The organism is Calothrix anomala FACHB-343 (genome assembly GCF_014696435.1).
Taxonomy (GTDB): Bacteria; Cyanobacteriota; Cyanobacteriia; order Cyanobacteriales; family Nostocaceae; genus Aulosira; species Aulosira anomala_A.
Genome location: NZ_JACJQG010000030.1, coordinates 1 through 24,652 on the forward strand (window position 1 = coordinate 1; position 24,652 = coordinate 24,652).

Annotated in this window: 20 protein-coding genes; 5 read left to right on the forward strand and 15 right to left on the reverse strand. The window is 39.8% G+C overall.

What is annotated here, in order from left to right; translation table 11 throughout:
• Positions 1-689 precede the first annotated feature (689 nt).
• From H6G08_RS17940 to H6G08_RS17965, 6 genes are all read right to left on the reverse strand, one after another.
• On the reverse strand, positions 690-1,202 hold the full coding sequence (locus H6G08_RS17940; RefSeq protein ID WP_190545346.1) for a PAAR domain-containing protein: 513 nt from the start codon (positions 1,200-1,202) through the stop codon (positions 690-692).
• A 263-nt stretch (positions 1,203-1,465) separates the two neighbouring features.
• Positions 1,466-3,205, reverse strand: coding sequence for a VgrG-related protein (locus H6G08_RS17945; RefSeq protein WP_190545348.1), 1,740 nt, complete (start codon positions 3,203-3,205; stop codon positions 1,466-1,468).
• A 94-nt stretch (positions 3,206-3,299) separates the two neighbouring features.
• Entirely contained in the window at positions 3,300-3,848 is a 549-nt protein-coding gene (locus tag H6G08_RS17950) for a CIS tube protein (protein ID WP_190545350.1), read from the reverse strand.
• A 41-nt stretch (positions 3,849-3,889) separates the two neighbouring features.
• A complete protein-coding gene (locus H6G08_RS17955; RefSeq protein WP_190545352.1) occupies positions 3,890-7,756 on the reverse strand; it encodes a hypothetical protein in 3,867 nt (1,288 codons plus the stop codon).
• Positions 7,757-7,865: 109 nt separating this feature from the next.
• A complete protein-coding gene (locus H6G08_RS17960; protein ID WP_190545354.1) occupies positions 7,866-8,387 on the reverse strand; it encodes a contractile injection system inner tube protein in 522 nt (173 codons plus the stop codon).
• Positions 8,387-8,626, reverse strand: a complete 240-nt coding sequence (locus tag H6G08_RS17965; protein ID WP_096641634.1) for a hypothetical protein — start codon at positions 8,624-8,626, stop codon at positions 8,387-8,389. The genes H6G08_RS17960 and H6G08_RS17965 overlap by 1 nt, the downstream gene beginning before the upstream one ends.
• 190 nt (positions 8,627-8,816) lie before the next feature.
• Between H6G08_RS17965 and H6G08_RS17970 the strand changes: the two genes are divergently transcribed.
• Complete coding sequence (locus tag H6G08_RS17970; protein WP_199322644.1) at positions 8,817-9,701, forward strand: eCIS core domain-containing protein; 885 nt, start codon at positions 8,817-8,819, stop codon at positions 9,699-9,701.
• Between the two features lie 143 nt (positions 9,702-9,844).
• On the opposite strand, the gene H6G08_RS17975 is transcribed toward H6G08_RS17970, so the two are convergent.
• Genes H6G08_RS17975 through H6G08_RS17990 form a run of 4 tightly spaced genes read right to left on the reverse strand, consistent with a single transcriptional unit; the run spans position 9,845 to position 14,610 of the window.
• Positions 9,845-10,606 (reverse strand): FHA domain-containing protein, encoded by a 762-nt coding sequence (locus H6G08_RS17975; RefSeq protein WP_190545357.1) that lies wholly within the window; start codon positions 10,604-10,606, stop codon positions 9,845-9,847.
• Positions 10,584-12,782: a substrate-binding domain-containing protein gene (locus tag H6G08_RS17980; RefSeq protein ID WP_242046184.1), complete on the reverse strand. Its 2,199-nt coding sequence runs from the start codon at positions 12,780-12,782 to the stop codon at positions 10,584-10,586. Before H6G08_RS17980 ends, H6G08_RS17975 begins: the two co-directional genes overlap by 23 nt.
• A gap of 15 nt (positions 12,783-12,797) precedes the next feature.
• On the reverse strand, positions 12,798-13,481 hold the full coding sequence (locus tag H6G08_RS17985) for a response regulator transcription factor (RefSeq protein ID WP_190545359.1): 684 nt from the start codon (positions 13,479-13,481) through the stop codon (positions 12,798-12,800).
• Positions 13,474-14,610 carry a sensor histidine kinase gene (locus tag H6G08_RS17990; protein ID WP_190545361.1) on the reverse strand — a complete coding sequence of 379 codons (1,137 nt, stop codon included), beginning with the start codon at positions 14,608-14,610 and terminating at the stop codon, positions 13,474-13,476. Before H6G08_RS17990 ends, H6G08_RS17985 begins: the two co-directional genes overlap by 8 nt.
• A gap of 738 nt (positions 14,611-15,348) precedes the next feature.
• Between H6G08_RS17990 and H6G08_RS17995 the strand changes: the two genes are divergently transcribed.
• Positions 15,349-15,945: a hypothetical protein gene (locus H6G08_RS17995; protein WP_190545364.1), complete on the forward strand. Its 597-nt coding sequence runs from the start codon at positions 15,349-15,351 to the stop codon at positions 15,943-15,945.
• Positions 15,946-15,965: 20 nt separating this feature from the next.
• Here the strand turns inward: H6G08_RS17995 and H6G08_RS18000 are convergent, their stop codons facing one another.
• The 5 genes from H6G08_RS18000 to H6G08_RS18020 form a co-directional block, all read right to left on the reverse strand.
• On the reverse strand, positions 15,966-16,787 hold the full coding sequence (locus H6G08_RS18000; RefSeq protein ID WP_190545366.1) for an SDR family oxidoreductase: 822 nt from the start codon (positions 16,785-16,787) through the stop codon (positions 15,966-15,968).
• Positions 16,788-17,385: 598 nt separating this feature from the next.
• Positions 17,386-17,871, reverse strand: coding sequence for a glutathione peroxidase (locus H6G08_RS18005; RefSeq protein WP_190545368.1), 486 nt, complete (start codon positions 17,869-17,871; stop codon positions 17,386-17,388).
• 26 nt (positions 17,872-17,897) lie between these two features.
• Entirely contained in the window at positions 17,898-18,791 is an 894-nt protein-coding gene (locus H6G08_RS18010; RefSeq protein WP_190545370.1) for an isocitrate lyase/PEP mutase family protein, read from the reverse strand.
• Positions 18,792-18,916: 125 nt separating this feature from the next.
• Positions 18,917-19,198, reverse strand: a complete 282-nt coding sequence (locus H6G08_RS18015) for a GIY-YIG nuclease family protein (RefSeq protein ID WP_242046185.1) — start codon at positions 19,196-19,198, stop codon at positions 18,917-18,919.
• A gap of 94 nt (positions 19,199-19,292) precedes the next feature.
• Entirely contained in the window at positions 19,293-21,290 is a 1,998-nt protein-coding gene (locus H6G08_RS18020) for a hypothetical protein (protein ID WP_190545372.1), read from the reverse strand.
• Positions 21,291-21,922: 632 nt separating this feature from the next.
• Between H6G08_RS18020 and H6G08_RS18025 the strand changes: the two genes are divergently transcribed.
• The 3 genes from H6G08_RS18025 (at position 21,923) to H6G08_RS18030 (ending at position 24,610) form a co-directional block, all read left to right on the forward strand.
• The gene (locus H6G08_RS18025) at positions 21,923-23,149 is read left to right on the forward strand and encodes a succinate--CoA ligase subunit beta (protein ID WP_190545374.1); all 1,227 of its coding nucleotides are present in this window, start codon (positions 21,923-21,925) and stop codon (positions 23,147-23,149) included.
• 86 nt (positions 23,150-23,235) lie between these two features.
• Positions 23,236-23,433, forward strand: coding sequence for a hypothetical protein (locus H6G08_RS37210; protein ID WP_190555571.1), 198 nt, complete (start codon positions 23,236-23,238; stop codon positions 23,431-23,433).
• Positions 23,434-23,728: 295 nt separating this feature from the next.
• A complete protein-coding gene (locus H6G08_RS18030) occupies positions 23,729-24,610 on the forward strand; it encodes a succinate--CoA ligase subunit alpha (RefSeq protein ID WP_190545376.1) in 882 nt (293 codons plus the stop codon).
• Positions 24,611-24,652 lie beyond the last annotated feature (42 nt).

Consider the following 24,652-nt stretch of genomic DNA (forward strand, 5'->3'; position numbering starts at 1 on the left):
GGGGCAGGGGGCAGGGGGACAAGGGGGACAAGGGGGACAAGGGGGACAAGGAAGGGGCGGGGTGCTATGCCCTGAAGTGAAATCTATGATGTATTAGTGTTTTTCAATTACCTAATTTGTTTTGAGAACAAATGGGTAGGCGTAGCCTGCCTTCGGCATTGCAAAAAACTACAAAGGGTAGCTAGACAGCTGCTTATTGTCAAACATGGCAATTTTTGAGCAATTGATATACCTTTTTATCTGCGGAAAATACTAAAACGAGTGCGCGATTTACCTAAATGGGTAGGTGAAATAGTATTTTACCTGCGGAAAACACCAAAATGACTGCGTGATTTACCGAAACGAGTAAGCGATAAGGCTTTTTAAGTAGGTGAAATGGTGTTTTACTTGCGGAAAACACAATAATGAGTAGGCGATAAGGCTTTTTGAGTAGGTGAAATGGCTTTTTGCTTACTTAAAACAGGAAAATGAGTACTTGATTTCGATAAACGAGAAAGCGATCGCCTTTTTTGTTTACAAAAAATTTAAAAATGAGTACTGAATATGTGTAAATGATAAAGGGCATTGGGCAAATAGAATTCTTAATTTTGAATTTTGAATTTTGAATTTTGAATTATTTTTCCCCCTTCCGCCTTTCATACATGGCGATGAAATTTGTTTCATAAAGACTGCCCTCTGCCTTTCTTCCATCAACCCCCAATTAAAACAGTCGTTTCACCTTTGGTAATTTTATTGGGCGGGCCTAGTGCTTCTAAAACAGTGTCACCCAGGCGACAAGCGGGTAGTCCGTTAATTAATACTGTCTTACTTCCATCAATGACTACACCAGGGCCGTGGGGAGGTACGGGTAAGGGTGTAGTACATTGATGAATATCTGCGCCAGGAATAGCAGATGCAGCCGCAGCAGAAATCATACTACCCATACTCGCCCCTAAAGATGTTTTCAGGGTTTGTTCTGCTGAATAAGCGGCTGGTGCCCCTGGTGTTCCTGCTGCCGCCGCCGTCGCTGCTTCAGCTGTTTGAATAGCTACATCGGCTGCTTGTTTTGCAGACTGCAAAGCTGGAACCGCCGCAGCTGGTATTCCTCGCCAAGCTGGTAAATTGCCAATTAACACATCTTTACTACCAGGCCCCGGTGTCAGAACTGGCGGTAAGGGATGGGCTACAGAATCTGTAATTCTTGCTGCTGGTTTTCCTGGCATAATAACAATTCAAAATTCAAAATTCAAAATTCAAAATTCAAAATTACAACAGTTTTCACCTATTTAAACCACATCTGTCGTAGGGGCACGGCACCGACAATCTTTTGGCACATAAAATAATTTTACTGGTGCCGTGCCCCTACAGTGTGGTCTATTTACAGGAAGATGCTGTAAGGACATTTTTTGTCGGGGATTTAAACCCTTGAATGTACGATAAATTCTTTGCGCCTTTGCGCCTTGGCGTGAGTAAAAATATACAAATATTAATTCAACTTAATCAACGTACCTTTAACGGTTACAGTCATCCCGGCGCTAATATCGATATTGCCCTTTGGTGCATTTAATGACAAGTCGCCTGTGGATTCTACGGTAATTTTTGCTTTGCCTTGATCGTCCATTTTAATTTTATGACCGCCGTTGGTTTGAATTTCAATACAGCGATCGCTATCGTTAAGATAAATTTTATGCCCGCCTTTGGTTTGGACGCGCACTCCGGCTTTACTGCTTCCTTGAGCTTCTTCGACAAATTGTAAGGTATGTCCTGTACGGGTTTTGACGGTGCGTAATCTAACTTTACCGCCGACAACTGTATCATTCACGCCTTCTGGTGGCGCGTCTTTACCATTCCAAACGCCGCCTAGTATATAGGGGCGATGAATATCACCATGTTCAAACCCGACTAATACCTCATCGTTGATTTCTGGTAAACAATCAAACCCCCGTTGATTTCCTGCGCCCGCAGCTACGATTCGCGCCCAGTGGCTAGCATGTTCTTCTGTGAGGGTGGGGAATTTAACTTTTACTCTCCCCAATCCCTTGGGATCTTTGTTGTCGGTAACAATTCCGACTAAGAAGGTTTGTCCGGGTTGGAGACGGGTTTGACTGGAAAGAGTGGTAAATAAGTTACCCGCCCGCAATCCGCGAATGCTAAATTCTGTGGTGTAAATGCGCTGGGTGTAGAAATGCCGAGTTTCGGTGACATAATATTTACCACTATAGCGTTTACCCAAACCTTCAATTTCAATGATTTTTCCCGGCCTAACTTTGGGATTACCGACAGCTTTTGCATCTGCGTAGACAAATTCTCCGCCAAGTTCATCACACAAAGCTTGCGCCATTTTTTGGGCTTGGTTAGGGGTAGCAATGGGTTGATCGACTACTGTCATTTTCGGCGCTTTTAAGTTGGCAAACTTGCTACTACTACTGCTACCTTTATTGTTACCTGTCTCCGTGATTACCTTCTCGGCTTTGGCTGTAGATGCGATCGCTTGTTTTTGAGTATAGTCCCAACCGCGCACTTCTACAGAACTCACCTGTTCTGCGCTGGTAACGCGGGTACTAAATTTACTAATATCCACTAGCCATTTTAATTGAATAGATTCCTGGCTTTCTGGTTTGCGAAAATATAATTTATTATTCTGAATAAATAACTCAAAACCTATTCTCGCCGCCCGTTCTCGCAAGAATTCCATATTAGTTTGGTTTTCTTGAAAGACATATTCATGAACTTCTCCACTGGGTTCTATTTTACCAATTCCTATTCCCGCTTCTGAAGCTATGTCTTTAACGATATCGCTATCAGTTTTATTTAAAAATGAGCGATTATAACGACCTCTATGGAGACGATGGGAGATATCGTAACCGCGTATAATCATGTGGGCTTCCGATTTTTCATTGAAGTGAACTTCCATTGCTGTAATTTCTGCTTCAATCAAATAATCATCTAATTTTTTCTGAAAATTCCCGTCTTGCGTCGTACTAGAAGTAAAACCTATTTTAATTTTTTTACCAATTTCAAAGAGATTTTCATGTCGCCAAGGTTTATATTCTGCACGGTCAACCGTGGGCATATAACTATTATGCACAACCAGCGTAAACATCGCTGGTAAATGTAAACTTTCTTCTACAGTAATTTGTAATAAATCTTTCATTAATTCAGGAGAAGCGGCTTGTCCTCCTAATTCTATTTTTGGTTGACTTAAATAGAGAGTTGGATCAGGCATAATTGGTATTGGGCATGGGGCATGGGTAATGGGGCATGGGAAGATTTATGATAATTAAAATTATTAAAATATAACTATTAAGTTAGATTAATTTTTATTTACTCAGACGGGAATCTTGGGCGCGATCTGAGCCTGTGGAAGCTGATTGTCTGTTACCGGGGAGGTTGTTTTTATCTACTTCTTGTAAGGCAATATCTACCATTGCTCTGACTGGTGTACCATCGGTGAGAAACATGGTTAAATTGTATGTTAGACTAGTAATTACACAGTAAAAATATTCGGTTCCCCAGGTAAAAATGTACACTGGCGGGCGTTTGTCGGGATTTCCTTCAATAGTTTCTACTCCTTTTTTGATAATATTGATATGTTCATCTATGACTGATTTTTTGGTTTCATAAGTATCAAAAAGTAATTGTTTTAAAGTAAATTTAAAAGGCTCGACACCAGAAAAGTTAACTTTAGGTAACAGCGTAGTTCCTCTATTGCCTGGATCGCTTTTCCAGCTAACAGTACGCGTAAAACTGATTTCTGTGGGATTAAACATAACTTCTATATCTGGCGCTTCGCCGTTATAACCCACAAGTTTAGCTTTTTGCAGTTGGGGATTGCGTTTGGTGGGAATGAAAATTGATGGATTAGCCATTTTAATTTTTCTCCTTCTTTGGGGTGACTTTGAGATAAAATTTACCAAGGTAAGCGTCCTAAATAGATACCTTGACGTTCTCGCTCAACTTCTATTTTTTGTCGCAACCTGTTATATATTTCATAGGCTAAAGCTTCTAAATTTGCAGATTCATCAGCTTCAGGATTAGCTACAGATGGATTTTGGATTGTTTGAGTAACTGGTGGTATATCTGTAGCTATATCAGGCGCTTTAACTTCACCACCATTAGCAAAGCCTTGGGGAGATAGGCGTTTAGTAAATACCTGTGGTGATGTTGATGATGTTTGGTAACTTTGAGAATCTGCAGAATTTTGCCAATTAGATTCTCCTTCATTATTTAAGTTAAAAAATGTAAATGGATCGTTACTTCCATTCAGCAATTCTTCTACAGTTGACCATTGATTAGGAGTCTCATAAGCTGTGTTACGATCAACGCTTGGTTTGCGGAATATTAATGTTGGTAGGGAGTAATGCTGTGAGGCTGGATTTGCTGCTGTAGCTTGACGATTTACATGATTCGACTGCAAAGAATGATGTGGAGACAACCTTTGCTGACTAATTTCTGTTCCCAAGTCAGCAGGATGACGCTGTAATGAAGTGTCGGGAAAAGAATCGACTTTAGTCGGATTTTCTTGAGTAGGTATTTCTAAACTGGGAAGAACTATATCTTCTGCTGCACCACCTGTATTAATATGCCGGAGTATGTGAAGATTTTTTTGGGCATCGTTAGCGTTAACCACAAACTCCCCAGGTGTGAGCATAGCAGGTACAGTATCCGAAGATGCTATGTGTGGCTTCTCTACTGAGGAATGCGTGACTTGTCCCCCTGTGGCGTAACCTTGAGGTGCTGGTAAATTCTCTAGGTTTTGTGTCTGATTTTGGGCAAAAGTAAATTTAGTAAATTTAGATGCTGTATTTGTATCTATTTCTGTATTTTCACTGAAAATAGGCGGAGTCACACCAGTGGGAATATCTGTGTTGACTTGGCTATTATCTAATGCTGAAACCTGACTTACTGGCGCATCTGACAAATTTAGCGTCTGGGAAGCGACTGTTAGATTATCTACAATTACGGGTGGTGTGGGAGTTAACTCGACGGGTATATTGGGATTTTCTGGTTTTTGCGCGATCGCATTTTCCCTCAAATCCACATTCACCGATTGGGAAGTAACTGTTGGTTGATTGGGAATGATATTATCGGTGTCTGTTGGTTGCTCTATGACTTCCACCGGATTGAAGATTACAGGTGGAGTGGGAGTTAAATCGACGGGGATATTGGGATTTTCTGTTTGGCGCGCGATCGCATTTTCTGACACATTCAAATTTACAAGATTATCTGCAATTACAGGTATATTGGGATTTTCTGTGGTTTGCGCGATCGCATTTTCCCTAACATCCACATTCACAGATTGGGAAGTAACTATTGGTTGATTGGGAATGATATTATCGCTGTCTGTTGGTTCTTCCGTTACTTCCACCGGATTGAAGATGACAGGTGGAGTGGGAGTTAAATCGACAGGTGTATTGGGATTTTCCCTAACATGCAAATTTACAGGATTATCTGCAATTACAGGCATATTGGGATTTTCTGTGGTTTGCGCGATCGCATTTTCCCTAACATCCACATTCACAGATTGGGAAGTAACTGTTGGTTGATTGGGAATGATATTATCGGTGTCTGTTGGTTGCTCTATGACTTCCACCGGATTGAAGATTATAGGTGGAGTGGGAGTGAACTCGACAGGGATATTGGGATTTTCTGATTTTTGCGCGATCGCATTTTCCCTAACATCCAAATTTACAGGATTATCTGCAATTACAGGGATATTGGGATTTTCTGTGGTTTGCGCGATCGCATTTTCTGAAACATCAACATTCACCGCTTGGGAAGTAACTGTTAGTTGATTGGGAATGATATTATCGGTGTCTGTTGGTTGCTCTATGACTTCCACCGGATTGAAGATGACAGGTGGAGTTGGTGCTAATTCCACAGGTATATTGGGATTTTCTGTTTGGCGCGCGATCGCATTTTCCCTAACATCTAAATTCACAGATTGGGAAGTAACTATTGGCTGGTCTGTAGTGATATTATCGGTGTCAAATTCCCGATGAATCACAAGTTTCTCTGTTTGTGTGTCTGTTGGTTGCGCTGTCACTTCCACCGGATTGAAGATGACAGGTGGTGTGGGAGTTAAATCGACGGGGATATTTTCTGATTTGCGCGCGATCGCATTTTCTGACACATTCAAATTTACTGAATTATCCGCAATTACAGGTGGAGTAGGAGTTAACTCTACAGGTACATGAGGATTTTCTGATTTTTTTGCGATCGTATTTTCTGACACATCCAAATTCACAGATTGAGAAGCAACTGTTGGTTGATTGGGAATGATATTATCAGTGTCTATTGCTTCCTCTGTCACTTCCACCGGATTGAAGATTACAGGTGGAGTTGGTGTTAACTCGACGGGTAAATGAGGATTTTCTGTTTGGCGCGCGATCGCATTTTCTGAAACATTCAAATTTACTGAATTATCCGCAATTACAGGGATATTGGGATTTTCTGTGGTTTGCGCGATCGCATTTTCTGACACATCCAAATTCACAGATTGGGAAGCAACTGTTGGTTGATAGGAAATGATATTATCGCTGTTTATTGCTTCCTCTGTTACTGCCACCGGATTGAAGATTACAGGTGGAGTGGGAGTTAACTCTACAGGGATATTTTCTGATTTTCGCACGATCGCATTTTCTGAGACATCCAAATTCACCGATTGGGAAGCAACTGTTGGTTGATGGGGAATGATATTATCGCTGTTTATTGGTTGCTGTGTTACTGCCACCGGATTGAAGATTACAGGTGGAGTGGGAGTTAACTCTACAGGGATATTTTCTGATTTTCGCGCGATCGCATTTTCTGACACATCCACATTCACCGCTTGATTGGCGATAAAATTGGCAGAATTATCAACCTCTTGTTGTTGGGGAATTTGGCGAATATTAATATCCGATGAGACTGTATTTTTAACAGCTTTTTCAATATTATTTTCTGTTACTGGAGTCGGAAACCCCTGATTTATGGGAGTTGGCGACGTTGTATGTTCTGGCGATCGCGTTAGATTATCAGATATATTTTCATCATGAAATATCACTCCTGACTCAGCAGTCACATTACTAACAGCAGCATCAGTCAATCCTGATGTTTCCTCACCAATTAAATTTTCTCCTAAAGGCGAATCTAAAAATATAGTATTGGGAATTGTGCTGGCTGTATCTCTATCATTATTATTATCTGTGAATTTAGGTGCTTGATTATTTTCTAAATTTATAGCTGTACTTGCAGCATTATCTACTGCACTCAAGTTAATTTGCTGATCCTGCTTGTTACCTTTATCCTTAACCGATGATTTAGCTTTTTTCGTCGTTTTAGATTTAGCTGTTGATTTTTCTTGGTTGCTAGAACTTTTTTGAGATTTTTTAGACTTAGACTGAGATTGATGATTTAAGTCTGACGGATGATTATCTATATTTTGATTATCTAAACTATTGCTAATCTCTTCATTGACATCAGCATTATCAAAATCAATAAAAGTAACCCCAGTATTAATATAATCCGGTTCAGCAGCATGATGATCATCTATTATCGGTTCGCTGAAAGTGGGATTTTCTGGAGATAGTAAAAATTGTGAATATGTAACTAATGGGGAATGATTTATTAAAGACTTGTTAGCACTGCTTTGTCCAGGCACAGAACTAAATTCTTTCCGCGATAAAAGGCTATGCTTTTGACCTAAAGGCTTTCTTACCCCAAGACCAATTAATGCTATTCTGTTTCCTAAGTATAGCGGTGCATTTAAAGATAGCTGAGAAGGGCTGTCATTAGTCATTTGTCATTGGGAAGAGTTCAAGATTAGTGATATTGTTTAATATACTTGTATAAAATTACAGAATTTATTTAATAATAATTGGCATGATTTTCACATGAAAAATTGCCAATTAATTAGACAAGAAAAATCCTGATTTTTTCTCCCTAGTTTGCGGATTACCGCCTCCATTAGATTTACCTAATTGCAAACCTTCATAAGCTAGAGTTAATTCTTCTATCGCAACTGCATTACCATCTGCTTGTAAATTTGGGGTTTTCCAAGCAATGGGAATTGCGCCAATTAAAGTCCAACTCATCATAGTTTCACCAGCTTGATTAAAAACCAGAATATTGACATTACGCCGCTTTGTAGAATTTTCATCAAACATGGCATTAATCCAGTTCCAAAAACCAGGATTATCGGTAATTCCACGTTTTAAAGTAACATCAGAAAATTCCGCATGTCCTAAATAAATTCTTTGCTGATCGTTGACACCTCCTTCCATAAAAACATTTTTCTTGATTTGTAAACTTAAGCCAGAGCATTCTGTAAAAGACGCAGCAATCGTACTATCTATTTCTAAATAGAAGTGATTGGTAGTGACATACTTTAATTCGTGAGTAACATTGCCGTTATTATTACCTTCAGGCATTACAACCACCTTTGATGAGTATAGTTACTAAATCTTTCCTGTTGACAACGCAAGTCTGTCAGTAAAAGTTCATACACGCGATCCGTCAGCTTATTTAACAGCAATGAATCTTTAAGATACTTATCAGCCGCTTTAGCCGCCTGTTTGCCGTTAGAGGTGATAGGTACACCCCCATAAGCAACAGAACCCCCAACCTCGCCAACAGGTGTAAAAAAAGTTTGCTTGTCTTGGGAATCCATACTAAAAATCAAAAATCTATCCTAAAATCAAGGCTAAAGGTACTGCCGCAGAATCAACATTAGCCAAAAGTCGAACTTGAGTGACAGCAAATTAGACTTTGGCAGAATAGTTTGAGAAATGCGATCGCAGTATCCTAGATATTCATATTGGTAAAAAATTTGCTTGCTGCTAGGGCATTAGGAGAAAATTATGAAAGAACGGATATTAGCCCAGCGTCAGAAGACTAATAATACAGCTATTCCACCCATTTCCATACCTACACTCAAGCAACCAAAACGCGGCTTTGGTTCCCAATCTGCTGAAACTACACCTCAAGCCTTGACTCAGGTACAACGCCAAAGTCAACCATTAACCCATGATATTAGCCGCATCTCCCTGCGTCCTCAAGCTAAACTAACAGTTAGTCAGCCTAACGATATGTACGAACAGGAAGCAGATAGAGTAGCACAGCAGGTAATGCAAAACATGAGTCAACCTGCAAATCAGCAGTCGATTCAACGGGAAGCAATGCCACAAGAAGATGAAGAGCAATTGCAAGCAAAATCTCTCGCAAATTCTATCACTCCCCTAGTGCAACGGGAAGAAATGCCAGAAGAAGATGAAGAGCAATTGCAAGCAAAATCTCTGACAAATTCTATCACTTCCCTACAACGAGAAGAAATGCCAGAAGAAGATGAAGAGCAAGTACAAGCAAAATCTCTCGCAAATTCTCTCACTCCCCTACAACGAGAAGAAATGCCAGAAGAAGATCAAGAATTACAAGCAAAATCTACTGGAAGTGGAATCCAAACCTCATCAAATCTAGAAAGTTCTATCCAACAAGCGCGCGGAAGCGGACAAAACCTTGGCGATGATGTCAGACAACCGATGGAGCAAGCATTTGGTTATGATTTCAGTAGTGTTAAAATCCACAACGATTCTAACTCCGACCAAATGAACAAATCAATTCAAGCACGCGCTTTCACCACAGGACAAGATATTTTCTTCCGTCAAGGTGAATATAAACCAGGAAGCAAATCAGGTCAAGAATTACTGGCGCACGAATTAACCCACGTTGTTCAGCAAAATCATTGAAATTGTTGACGGTGGACGGTTGACGGTTGACGGTTGACGGTTGACGGTTGACGGTTGACGGTTGACCATTGACCAAATAAAAAATCCCCCGTAATATCTACGAAGGATGGGAATTTATTTGTCTATAAGCAAAGTAATTATTGCTACATAATATACGCCGTAAATCTTACGAGATTATCCTGACCAAACTGCACTGAATCGCCATTGAGTAAACGATATGGCACGCCAGGATTTAAAGGTGTGTTGTTTAAATAGATACCATTTGTACTCATATCAACGATCATATAAGCATTGAGCGACCAGTCCCAATTGACGCGCGCATGGCGACGAGATACTATCCCCTCATTGGGAATCCCTGTTAAGTCAATTTCTGGGGGAACTGTCATACTTTGACTGCGACGACCAATAAAACCGGCTTCTCCCGACCAAATAAATTCTCTACCCGTGGTGTGAATCAGCTTGAGAACTGGTAGCCTTGGTGGTGGGGGATAACCTGGTTGTACAGGTGGAATATATGGATTCCCTCGTTGCTGATATTCTGTAGCATAATCAGCTGGGGGTTGATAGGTGGGTTGATTTACCCCAGGTATAGAACTTGGTTGGGGTGGAATTGGCTGTTGGGGAATTGGCTGTTGGGGAATTGGCTGTTGGGGAATTGGCTGTTGGGGAATTTGTTGCTGTGGATGTGGTTGGGGTGGATGTGGTTGGGGTGGATGTGGTTGGGGTGGAATTGGCTGCTGGGGATGTGCTTGGGGTGATGTTGGTTGTGGCGAAACTTGTTTGGTTGGTGTGGGTGAAATTACATTCCCCAAGGGAGTTGAACACCAAGGACAAACTTTGGCGTTGTTGGGCAAAGCCCGGTTAAAATATTCACAACTAGGATTAGGGCACCGATTTGCAGGCATAGGACTTTATATCATCAGGTATATTTTGTAAAGCGACAAGACCTACTTTACTAAGTAAACACTGGCCCTGACGAGTAGTTAGTATCTCAGCAAATGTAGACCCCGGTGGTTGACGACTTTTGTCTTTAGGGTAGACCACAAATATAGGGTATCTTAAAGGATAGCGTTGAAAAGCCGTGACATCAAAAAAATAGTTATCATGCTGACACAGGTCATCAGCAGGGTTAATGGGACGGCGATCGCGTTTTTGAAATAGGGGTTGACTAGGATTGTTATTACCATTAACTATCGCCAAAGGATAGCCGGTACACTGGGCCCAGGTTTTGGTTAAAATCCCAAAACCAATAATTCCCGTTTGTTTACCCTCCAAAATTTCACTGCGGATGGTGTTTTGCGTTTTGGTTGTATCCAGTCTGGGGATATTTTTAAATAAAGCTACATCTTGAGGATCGTTTTGCAAAACTAATTTTTGAAATTGATATATCGCTTCCGGTTCAGTCGGTGCGTATGGTTTAATTGGTAAATTCGGCAATTTAGGATTAACTTGTTGCCAATTGGTAATTTTACCCGTATAAATTTGGCGTAATTGCTCTAGGGTAATTTTTCCGCCTAAAGCATTGGCTAAATTAGAATCTTTTTTATTAAATGCTACATATACAAGTAACCCATCATCAGCAAAGGACTTTTTTTCTAATTTATCTGTGATTTTATCAACTACACTCGTAATTGCAAAGTTTTGCTCGCCGCTAATTACTGCTTCTAAAGATTGATTAACATTATCTAAATCTTGAGCCTTAACTGGTTGATAGTTAAATTCGGCTTTAACTTCTGGTTTGGGATTTGTTAACCATTTTTCCAGGGTCTGATCTTCAATTTGTTGCTTAAGAATAAAACTCCAGGTGCCATCTCTTTCACCTGTATAGCTGAATTTCCCTGAAGGTACATTATTTACTTCCGAAAATCTGCGCACTAGTCCCAGCCAAACTGCATATTTGCTTTTATCTTCTGTTGGTTGGCGCTGGGATAAATAATACCAAATTCCCCCGCCTAGTAATAATAAGACAAAGATTAACAGCCAAATTAATTTTTTTCGGAAATCTTTTTCTTTATCTTCTGATGCTGATAATTGCGTTACATTATTTACTTGATTTTCTTGGGGAAGTTGGAGTAAAGCTTGACGCGCCGCTTCCGCAGTAGCAAAGGGATTTTCGAGTCTTAATAGGCGGTAGATAAACTTTTTTAAATGATTATCTGTATGAGGCCAATGATCGTTGTCTCTAGGGTTGAGAGGTTCATTAGAATAAGTTGTGGTTCTTCCTACCAATAAATAAAACGCCACTAATCCTAATGCTTCTAAATCTTGTTCTCGCTTGCAAGGTGCAGGTTGGGTTTTAGCCGGAGGAATAAAGACATTTTCCCAAATAGCTAAATCGTCAAAATAGATATATGGTTGATTATTTTCTAGTTGAATTAAGATACTATCTAAACTCAGGTTACCATGTGCTAATCCTTGCTGCACTTGATTGGAAGGAAACCGCAGTTTTTGACTATGTAAAAATTCTAAAGTTTGCAGAGCTTGATTGAGTAATTCGCGCACTTGTAGGGCTGTCATTGCCCCATTTTGGGTAATATATTGACGTAAAGTTTGGGCGGTTTCTGTACCTTTAGTAATTAAATAGCAGCGTTCGCCTTTTTCATCCGCGATCGCTTCCCAGGTATTGACAAGTCGGAAATTTTGTGTTCTGCTATCTGCTAACGTTACCCCTCCCACCCGCTTAAAAGTGTCCTTGCGTTCGCGAGTTTCTTGTTCGTTAAAACAACGGCTGGGGAGGAGGTATTCTTTAATAATTACAGGCTGGCGATCCTTAAGTTGAATCCCTGTATATAATCGCCCATTTCCCCGCGTTCCCAAAAAATTACCTACCTGATAATTATCCCGATTTCCCTTAATCACAGCTTCTTCGGGTAAAGTCGCCGGAAAACCGCATTCTAAACAAAATTTAGCACCTTTGATTTCCTGCGCAGTTTGAAAAGGGCGATCGCAATTTAAAGGAGCATTGTACGAACAAGGATATTCTTGATAAAATTCCGCAGGCATAAGGTTGGAAACTATGGACTGTTGACTGTTGACTGTTGACTGTTGACTGTTGACTGTGACTTTTTTAACAACTGACAACTGACAACTGACAAATCACGCTTTTACTAACCCTAACTTCAGCGCCGCTACAATAGCTTGAGTTCGGCTAGTAACTTTTAACTTATCAAAAATACTCGTGAGATGGGCTTTGACTGTAGCAACTGTCACATATAAATGCTTGGCAATTTCCTCATTAGAAGCACCTTGAGTTAACCAATATAAAACTTCTTGTTCTCTTTCTGTTAAGTGTAACTGATGGCAAGCTCTTAAAGCCGAATCGGAGTAAGCTTGAAAAAAGCGGAAAAATCGGCTAGCAACTTCTGAAGGTAAGTAAATCTCCGATTGCATCACTGTATTAATAGCATCACCTAATTGGGTAGCCAAACGATTTTTAAACACGTAACCAGCAGCACCCGCTTGCATAGCGCGAAAAATCCAATCATCTTCTTGATGTGCTGATAATACTAAAACTTTACCAGTGTAAGCAATTTCTTTCAGCCTGAGTAAAACTGTAATGCCATCACTACCGCTTAATTGTAAATCTAGTAAGATTAAATCTGGTGAATTTTTTAGCGTAAATTTTAACACCTGTTCTACAGAATCAGCTTCACCTACCACTTCTATTGGTAATGCTGCACTAATACTATAAAAATTTAAGAGAGTACGTATACCTTGACGAAAACGTTCTTCATCATCTACGAGCAGAACAGTAAGTTTGTTACTATTACTATTAACCATCTTCCAGACTCCTAGACATTTTCAGTCGAGGTAAAACTACACAAAATTGCGCACCACCTTCTGCTACACTTTGTGCCCATAGGTTTCCGCGATGGTCTAAAATAATTTTTCTCGCAATAGTTAAACCTAATCCTGTACCTCCAGGACGCCGAGAATAAAAAGGCGTAAATATTTTTTGAATATCTTCTGGCGATAATCCCGTCCCGCGATCGCTAATTTTAATTAAAATTTCCTCTTGGAAAATCTGCCAGCTACAAGTTACCGTTGCACCATGAGGACTAAAGTAAACTGCATTACTTAAAAGATTATCAAAAACCTGCTTCATTTGTAAGCGGTCTATGAGGAGATTGGTAGATGTTGTGGGAATATTAATGTTGATTTGTTTTTGTTGAATTAATGGTTCTAATCCTTTGATACTTTCTAGCACTAAAGTTCTTAAATCTTGAGGAGATTTTCTTAATTTCGCCCCTTGACCGCAATCTATTAATTGACTTAAATTAGTCTCTAAATCTTCTATGCCTTCACGAATAATTGTAGCTTGTTCTTGGCATTTATTCCCGGACAAACCCAAGTATAAATTGTGAGCGTAAAGTCCAATCATTGCCAAAGAATTACGCAACTGATGCCCAATTTTATGGATTAACTCTTCTAGTAATTGGATTTCGGTTTTTTGTCTACCATATATTAGATATATGCTGGCATACTTACTCAGTAACATTGCAGATTGCTGTAATTGCTGTTGCTTGTCTAATGCAAGTGCTTCCTTTGTAATTATCTGAATATATTCTGGTTTTTGATTTCTATAACCTATGGGGCAAATATAAGCGAAAGTGGCAATATCATGCAAATTACTTGGTTGTACCTCAAATACTGCTGGATAATTATTCAGCCAACGTTCCGAACGAAGATAAGCTAATTCTTTAGCAGAAAATGGCGGTTGATTTGGTGCATAACTAATAACTTCTTGATGAGTTTTTCCCAGACTATCATAATAGACAATCCGCGCAAATATAATGGGATAGTGACTAATTAATTGCTCAGATTGCAGCTGACAAAAACTTTGAATATTGAATGAATTTAAATCATCAAAATCCTGTTCTGTGTGCTGGGGAGAAAAGCCTGTTTTCATAGCTTGACTCACTTGTGCGAATAAAGATTTATACCTAATCGAATAAATACACCCAAAAAAACGAATACTGACTACTGAATAAACTCATCAGCAGACAGATTGCGATCGCCTACTTCAGTTAAGCACCTCCACCCCTCAGTAAAAACTTGCCTGTGTATAGCAGAACAGCATAAAACTATACAAGGCAAAAAATATTTAATTTTTTTGAAGACATCATCCAGCAGGAGGATCAAAAAGTTAATCCAAACAGGCGATCGCTCGTCAAAGCAATCAAAACCTCTTCCAGGTGAAGGATTTTAGCAGGAGGGGTTAACTATAATTAGATATTATCATTTGCCTCCAGCTCAATGTTGGACGTTTACCAACGTTAATCAAGAGTGGACTGCTGTAATATTTCTTCAGCCTTGAATAATTCACTGAGCGCTAATTTCTAAAATAAATATTAAGTCTCAAAAAATAATTATGATTGGTAAGTCAGCGTAATTAAATATAACTAGCAAAGGCTGTCATTTGTCATTTGTCATTTGTCATTTGTCATTGGTAAGAGGTTAAAGTCTATTTACATTTCTTAATATAGTTGGGTTGATTTATACCGAATTACTTACAGCAGATTACAATTTGCTGAATATAGATAATTCTCAGACAGCACCGTACCCCTACAATAATCAATGACTATTGACTATTGACTATTGACTATTGACTATTGACTATTGACTATTGACTATTGACTATTGACCAATGACAGCCATTTCCATTACACCAAGCAAATTATTATTGTTTTATGCGATTTTCACCTGTGCTTTAACCTTGGTGTTGAGTATTTATCCTGGTGTTATTAATGGATTGTTAGGTTTTATTGCGATCGCATTTCTTTGGTTAATTTTGTTAGCTGCTTGTGCGATCGCGGGAATTAAACTTTGGTTAAGGCGCAAAGAACCATCCCTCAAGTCAGAATTCCAAAGGTTAACAGTCACATTCCTCATTATTATAGTTTCCTATAGTTTGCTAAAGTTTTATGTACCCCGAAGAATTGGCTTCTTTTTTTCTCGCCCAGCTTTTGTACAATGGTTAGCAAAAAATCCCAGCAAAACTAATCAACCGCGATTAATTGAGGCTAAATTAGGTATTTATCAAGTTGATGAATATGCCTCAAGTTCTAATGGTGGTAACTATTTTAGAGTTTATAGTCATGGTGATGGATTAGGCCCGGATACAGTTTCTTACGGCTTTGCATATCAACCAAATTCGCAAACTAGCCCTTTTGGTGCTGCTAATTACCATATTTATCCATTAGGCGATCGCTGGTATTGGTTTCAAGCATCTAATGATTGGTAATAGAGAAAATCATATATCAATTAAAAAATCATTTGCGGGTGGATTAATTCATATCCAGCATCTTTGATTTTTTGATTCGATACCCAAACATTATATGGGCGGTTACTTTCTTGGGAAGCATCCCAACTAATTGACGGTAAATTATGTTTTGCAAATAACTGAGCAAAAAATTCTCGATTAATTAAATGTGCATCATCTACTACATTATAAATACCTTGCCAATTATCTTCCCGCGCCAAGTCAATTACACCCACAATATCATCAAGATGAATCCAATTAGCGATATCATCACCAGTACCAGGACGAGTTGTACCCGCAACGCGCTTAAATATTTTTATCAATTCTCTACCAGGGCCATAAATACCGCCTAAACGCAAAATACAAACGCGAAGATTTTCAGTAGCTGCTGATAGTAATACTTCTTCAGTTTGTCGCATTATAATACTATTAGGGTTGCTAGGATTCACGATTGTTTCTTCATCGACAACCGCGCCATTTCTATTACCATATACAGAATAAGAGCCTGTATATATAACTTGCTGAATAGTAGATATTTCTGGTAAAATGGACACTAAAGTTTTAGCCGTTTGTAAATAGGCTGTTTCATAATCACCACCTTTAGCAGAGACAGTTAACAGCACTACATCTTGATTTGTTAATGCTGCTTTTAAACCCTCATAGTCGTTGCCTTTTGTGACGATAACGTTTTGGGATACGGTTTCTAATTCTGAGATTCTTGCAGGTGTGGTTGTAGTTGCAGTCACGACAAAGTTATTTTTTTCTTGCCAATATTTAGCAACTGCACAACCAACATAACCACAACCAATAATTGCAATATTCATAAAGATAGGGGCTAGGGATTAGGGGCTAGGGGCTAGGGATGAGAAAAGATAGATTTTTATTGTTTTTAAGAATTACGCAAAATTATATAGCAATACGGTTCATTTAAGTATAATTGTAGGTTGGGTTGAACGAAGTGAAACCCAACAAATCCCTGGAAATGTTGGGTTTCGTTCCTCAACCCAACCTACGCAGCTTAATGTTTTTGGCGCTAACTGAACTAGGGGCTAGGGGCTAGGGATGAGAAAAAAAGATTTTTATTGTTTTTAACAATTACGCAAAATTATATAGCAAGACGGTTCAGTTAAGGATCATTGTAGGTTGGGTTGAACGAAGTGAAACCCAACAAACCGATGGAAATGTTGGGTTTCGTTCCTCAACCCAACCTACGCAGCTGTATTGATAATCATAAAATTTAAAGATGAAGGATAAAGTATAAGTAAGTCAGTCAAAATCAACCAAAATATTTTACCAAAAGTAAAGAAAATAAAATAAAATCTTTACCAATGACCAATGACAAATGACAAATGACAAATGACAAATGACCAATGACAAATGACCAATGACACCTACCTACTTTATCCTTCATCCTTGAATTGATTATTTTGCTAATTCACTTTCGAGAGTTGCAATTAATTCGGGTGAATATGGCTTAACACTACTTTTAAACCGCGCGACAACTTCACCTTGCTTATTAACTACAAACTTTTCAAAATTCCAAGCTACAGGCCCGGTTGGTTCAACTGCATTTGTGAGTCTGGCATAAAGTGGGTGTTCTTGCGCCCCTTTAGTTTGCACTTTATCGAATAGTTCAAAACTAACTCCATACTTACTAGTACAGAATTGAACAATTTCTTCGTTGCTACCTGGTTCTTGTGCGCCAAAATCATTGCAAGGAAAAGCCAGAATGCTTAATCCCGCATCTTGATATTCTTGGTTCAACTTTTCTAACCCCTCATATTGAGGAGTATAACCACAGTAGGATGCGACATTCACAATTAAGAGTACTTTACCCTGATACTCGCTTAATTGCTTATTCTCACCATTGATGGTTGTAACTGTAATGTCAGAAATGTTAGCGCTCATGTTAAATTTTTGCTGGTGAATTATTACTAAATTTTGTCAGAAATTGGCTGGTAATTTTCTGCCGCAAACTCCTTTTCAATTTGCAGATATTGCGGAACGCCAACCAGTGCTTGAAAATCTTGAAAGCTGACTAATTCTGAAAAATTCGCTGTGTTTCCCTCGGCTTTAAGCTGCTCAAAGCAAGCAGTCATAATTTTTGTGACGGCTAATAAAGCAGTTAAGGGGAAAAAGACGATTTTGAAACCTAATTGCTGTAACTCAGCCGGAGACATCTGCGGAGTTTTACCACCTTCAACGATATTAGCGACTAGTGGCACGTTGGGAAAAGCGGTGGCGATCGCTTTTAATTCTTCAACAGATTGGGGCGCTTCCACAAATAGTATATCTGCACCAGCTGCAATATAAGCACGACCGCGAGCGATCGCTTCTTCTAAACCTAGTGGCGCGCGGGCATCAGTCCGGGCAATAATAACTAAATCGCTATCACCTCTAGCTTCTACAGCCGCGCGGATTTTACCTGCATGTTCTGCCAGGGAAACCACACGCTTACCTTCAAAATGACCGCACTTTTTCGGCCATTCCTGATCCTCTAACAGTACCCCAGCCAAACCCAACTGTACAGCATCCTTGATAGTCCGCATCACATTCAAGGCGTTACCATAGCCAGTATCTAAATCCGCAATCAACGGTACATCAATTGACTGAGCAATTCGCCCTACACTGTAGAGCATTTCTGTAGCCGTGAGAAAACCGTAATCTGGTAAACCCAAGGTAGAAGCAGCAATACCGAAACCGCTAGTAGCTACTACTTCAAAACCTGACTTTTGGGCTAGTTTCGCACCCAAACAGTCATAAACCCCAGGAATCACAATAATTTCAGGACGCGCTAATAACTGACGCAGTTTTTGTCCAGCTGACATAGAGTAATTTTTAAATCGAGAATTCCCCTATTTGAGAATACAGCCTTATACCAATTCAAAATTCAAAATTCAAAATTCAAAATTAAGAATCCAGACAGGATCGGGCTTTGGTTATGTATAAACTATTACGCTTTTAAATCGCGCGTGTCAGTTGTCAGCTGCTCAATACCAACAATTTCTGGATTGTTTTGAATTTCTTGGTGGGTGTGAAATGTGAAATGTCGCTGCTGTGAGACTTGTCGCCATTCTTGTTGCAATGCTGTGTGGGGATAACTACCACTGTTCAGCATGTCCAAGATTCCCGGCCAAACTAGTTTAATACTATGGACATCACCAACAAACACTTTAAACCGACCAATGTTAGCGATCGCATAAATTCCACTAGCCATAAGCATAAGAAAATCCATTAGTCTCCGATAAAAAATCCTCAGGACAAGCACAAACAAAGACACAGGGCAATCAATGCCCCATGCCCACTTGCCCCATGCCCTATAATCAAATCTACCCTTCTAGCGATCGCTTATATACTGGTCTGCCTTGGGAATCGTAGATAGCTAAAGACATATTCGCATTGTCACTAATTACACCTAAAGCTTGCTGTAAAACTTCCAAGTGTCTATTGCCATTGGCAATCATCCCCGGATTTCCTGAATTTGCTGGTATATTACTTTGCCTTGCTTGGTCATATTCACGGGTTAATTGGACATTAATTTCTTGATTACTGATAGTAAAAGTACATATCCGTAGCCCCTGAGTACAAACTTTATTGAGATCTGTACGAGTTTTTTGCAAATTATTCGCGATTTCTAGTTTTGCTTGTGCTTGCTTGAGGGTTGTAGAATAAGGTTCAATTAAAGATTGCGCTTGACGATATTGAAAGCTATCCTCATTTATTTGTTTAGCAGACTGTAAAGCTAGTTCCCATTGAGCAACTGCCCCTTGCCATTGTTGCTTCTGCTCAAACTCTTTAGCTTGCTTGGCGGCGTTAATAGCTTGTTGATAGGTTTTTGCGGCTAGTTGTTCTTTAGTGGCGCGATTGCGTGCTGTTGCTAATTTTGGTTTATATTCTTTTAACAGTTCTTGTGCTTGTTGATATTCTGAGCTACTAGGCGGAATGATAATCAAAGCATTAACTGCTACTTGCCAAGTAGACTGAACTTTGATTAAATCCCTTAAGGATTTAATTGTGGTTTCTTGTTGGGTGGCGGCATTCGCTACAGCTTTTGCTGCGGTCAGTTTTTTGAGCCATTTCTCAGCTACGAGTAATTGCTGATTAATACTGTTTAATCCAGCACGATAACTCATCAATTTTACTTGAGCTAAATTGTACAATTCGCTACTATTAGATATGGCTTCTAATGGAGCGATCGCTCTTCGCCATAGTTTTTGTCTCGCCTGTAATTCTTCTAAGTTAGTAGTAGGCGTTTGGGTTTTCTTGATAGCCAAAGTTCCTGCTTGTAAAGCTTTGACTACCCCATCGATTTTTTCGCTCGAACTAGTTAAATTAGCTTGTAGTTCCTCAATTTTGCCCTTATTCAGCGACCAGCCAGGAATCTGTGCTAGTTCAGTCTTGGAAGCTTCGATTTGTTGTTGTACTGCGACTAATTGCTGCTCAGATTTCGCCTGACGCATCAAGCGTTTAGATTCAGTTGTTAATTGTTCCGCATTTTGTATTGCTGGACAATTTGAAAGAATACAAGGATTGGCGAGAAAGTAAATTCCGCTACCTAAAACCAAAGTTCCTACACCAGCTACAGCCAACAATATTAACTTGATGGGTTTTTTGGACTTAGAAGTTAATAAATTTGGTGAGTCTGCGAAGGGATCGAAGGGTGCTTCTTCCTCAATGTCATCGCTAAAAGAACCATTGGAGATAGTAGAAGCAAAGGCTGCATCGGATTCGTGGTTGAAATCGCTGAATGTTGGTGTGGAATCAGGGGGAGTGACTGACTCGTCAAATTCATCAGCAAATGAACGGCCAAATACAGGTGGTGTAAAAGGTAAGTCAGTCTCATCACTGAATGCAGTTTTGGCATTAGTTGGCGTGAAGTCGGAATTCACTGCATCGCTTCTGTTCTCCGGTATAGGATCGGATAAAGAAGGGAAGATTAACTCATTACCAAAGGCATTATCCGTAGATTCTTGCGCAACACTTGCCTGTTGCAGATTATAGGCATTTATCTCATCAATTTCTACCCTCTGATTAATATAGAGGGAACGTTTGGTATAAGGACGTTTTTCACCCAATACTCGCAGAAAGCATTGTATAGGTTCATGCCGATGACTTAGTAGTGACTGGATGGCATCCTCAAGTACTTGAAAGACTGTGTGAGTGTCAACTGTCAAGCCTGTTGGATGTTGAATGAGAATCATTAATTCATCATTATTGACAGCACACTTCACTTGGAAGGCTCCACCAAACGGGACTTCGGCCAGAAATAGTTCCTGCAAAGTTTTGGTTAGTAGCTGTAGGTCATCTTGCTGAACTGCTACTTTCATAGAGGTTTCTTCTATATAGTGTTTCTTATCTTCGAGAGAGGGAAAGTTAGGACTTTCGTTTTTGGAATGCAGATGCACAGTTTAAGCAACCAGAGCCAGAGAATCAGATTGACCAACTTTCTAACACAAATTCTGAGTTTTCACCAAAAATATATAGAACAGGAATTACCTGTCTCTACCTAGTTGTCCCCCAATTCAAGTACTATTTGACAATCTTACGGAAATGAGAAATTACTCCTAAAAAATGGGCATAATAAAATCTTTGGTTATTTTCCCTCAGTTCCCAAGGCAGATAAAATGCATCGCTGCTACTGAGCTTGAGTTGAGCATTTACAGTACACTAAGAATTGTCAAAAGCTAAATATACCTGACGATCGCGGTTGCTGATGAATATGATGATTCACTGACAACCTGGGAAATTTACTGAGGAGATTAATTACCTATTGGGGAACTACTACTAATTTTTGACGGGGAAAGTTTAATTTACCTTATTGACTGAATTAGATAAAATTGATTGATGAAATTAAATTTTTATAGGTATGCATAGCTAAGTTTGTCATCAAGTTGCTGTGAAAGATTAACAGCAATAGTTACAGAAATACTCTGCAAATGTCGCTACCAGGTGCGTGTTCATGGATTTATTAGAATACCAAGTTAAAGAATGGTTTGGGAAAATCGGCATTCCTGTATTGCCATCTCAAAGAATCGATCATCCCACCGATCTCAAGCGGTTAAAAATTCGTTATCCTGTAGTGTTAAAATCGCAAGTCCATGCAGCTGAACGGGCGAAAGCAGGTGGAGTCAGGATTGTAGAAACAACCATCGATGCGATCGCAGCTGCGCAAACAATCTTCAATTTGCCAATTTGGGGCGAGTTACCAGAGGTGGTATTGGCAGAGTCAAAATATGATGCCAAGCAAGAATTATATTTAGCAGTAGTTTTAGATACTGCGGTCTGTCGCCCAGTGCTTTTAGGCTGCAAGGAAGCTGATATTGATTGGGAATCAGCCGGGGAAAAAATGGAATATGTGGTGGTAGAACAGGAGTTTTCGCCCTTTTATGCCCGCAGACTAGCTTTAAAGTTGGGTTTAGAAGGTACCTTGATGCAGTCGATTAGCGATGCGATCGAAAAAATGTATCAGTTATTCATCCAGAAAGATTTAGACTTAGTCGAAATTAATCCTCTAGGGGTGAGTGCTTCCGGCCAAGTTATGGCTTTGAATGGTAAAGTCAGAGTTAATGAACGAGCGATTGGGCGACATCCAGAAATTTCCCAAATGGCAGCAAAAATTGTCAAATCTCACGGTAATAGCGAGAATAACGGGCATGGGGGTAAATGGGATAGTGGAGAAACACACGGTAAAATCGGCATTCTCGGTAATGGTACGGGTTCGGTATTGGCAACTTTAGATTTAGTTGTCAATTCTGGGGGTAAGCCGGGATTGTGCTTAAATTTACGTCATGCTTTTTTAAGCGATACAGCCGAGACGACATTTTGCGATCGCTTAGATACCAGTTTAAAAATCTTGACTGCTGATAAAAGCATACAAGTAATTTTGATCAATCTCTTAGGTAGCAGTTCCCAAGATACAGAATTGGCTGAGGTGATTGGCAAATTTATTCAACAAGATAAAACGGAAATTAAACCCCAAGCTGTCCGTTCTAATGGGCAAAGAAGCCGTCGTGATAGTGGTTCTCCCCGATTAGTAGTCCGGCTGGCTGGTTCAGAATTTGACACAGCTAGAAAATATTTAGCTAGCTTGAAAACCCAAAGTGATAGCCCGATCGTAGTCGAAAATCTAGACGAAGCAGTAGCAGAATCAGTACGTTTGGCTAAGTCAACTGTATCTAAACGGTAGAGTCGGCGAATCAAAATAGCTGCAATCCAGACATACACTAGATGTTGAATGAGTATTGTAATTAACAACTAATACCAATTTGAAGAATGATCGCTACAAATGTAGGTTGGGTTGAGGAACGTAGACGCGGAGCGGCTTCCCGAAGGGTAACCCAACACCCCAACGCCTTGTATATGTTGGGTTTCACTCCGTTTAACCCAACCTACGCATCTGTCGCATTCTTTTTTAAAATTGGTATAACTTGTGTTGACGATCCCAATTCATTGGAACTTTGGGAAAAGTAACAATAAGTGAATGTGTTATGCAATACTTGTTTAACATTTTTGTAGCATAACCTAGAATTAATCAGTTTTTTTCCACAATATTTGTAAAATATAGTCAAAATTATCTGTTGTAAACTCGTGTAATCTAAAACACATATTTATTGTGCGATCGCTTTATCTATCATTGGTTATTGCTATTTTCACAACTAATGACTGTCTTAACCCAAGATTGTGCAAATTAGACGATCGTTAACTCATGTATTGATATCTTCCCCGTACTTATAGCGCTGGGATGGCAAAATTACCGTAATTTTTTATGAATTTAACCCTAGACAGTAAAGTCATCATCCAAGGTTTCAGTGAATTTATCACAGCAACTCATGTGACGCAAATGAAAGCTTATGGTACTAATTTAGTTGCTGGTGTAAATCCTGGATTTGGTGGAAAACAATTGTACGATCTGCCAGTCTTCGATTTAGTGGAGGAAGTTGTCAAACAGTTTGGGCCTATTGACACAACTATTATATGTGTTAATCCTTACCAAGTTCTAGATGCAGCCTTAGAAGCGATCGCCTCGAATATTCGCCAGATTATCATCATCTCGGCTGGCGTGCCACCTTTAGATATGGTGCAATTACTCCGCAAAGCCGAAGCTTGTGAAACTTTGGTAGTCGGCCCTAACAGTCCGGGGATCATCGTTCCGGGGAAAATTATTCTCGGTACTCACCCCAGTGAATTTTATACCCCTGGCAATGTGGGAATTGTCAGCCGTAGCAGTACTCTCACCTACGAAGTTGCTTGGGAATTAACCAAAGCCGGTTTAGGGCAATCGATTAGCGTCAGTATTGGCAGCGATACCATAGTTGGCTCATCATTTCTGCAATGGCTGCAAATTCTCGATGAGGATGAAAGCACACAAGCAATTGTTTTAGTCGGGCAACCAGGCGGCGGTAGTGAAGAAGCCGCAGCCCGCTACATTGCCGAAGCCATTGATAAACCAGTAATTGCCTATATTGCCGGGAAACACGCCCCCCCAGGCAAACATTGGCGGCAAACTGGCACTTTAGCCACCATTATCGGCCGCGATCCCAACTTTGGCACAGCACAACATAAATTATTGGCTTTCCAAGAAGCACATGTACCCGTAGCCGAACGCCCTTCCCAAATTCCCGAATTGGTGAGGAAAGCGATTAAGTGATGGGCATGGGGCATTGGGCATGGAGGACAAGGGGGACAAGGG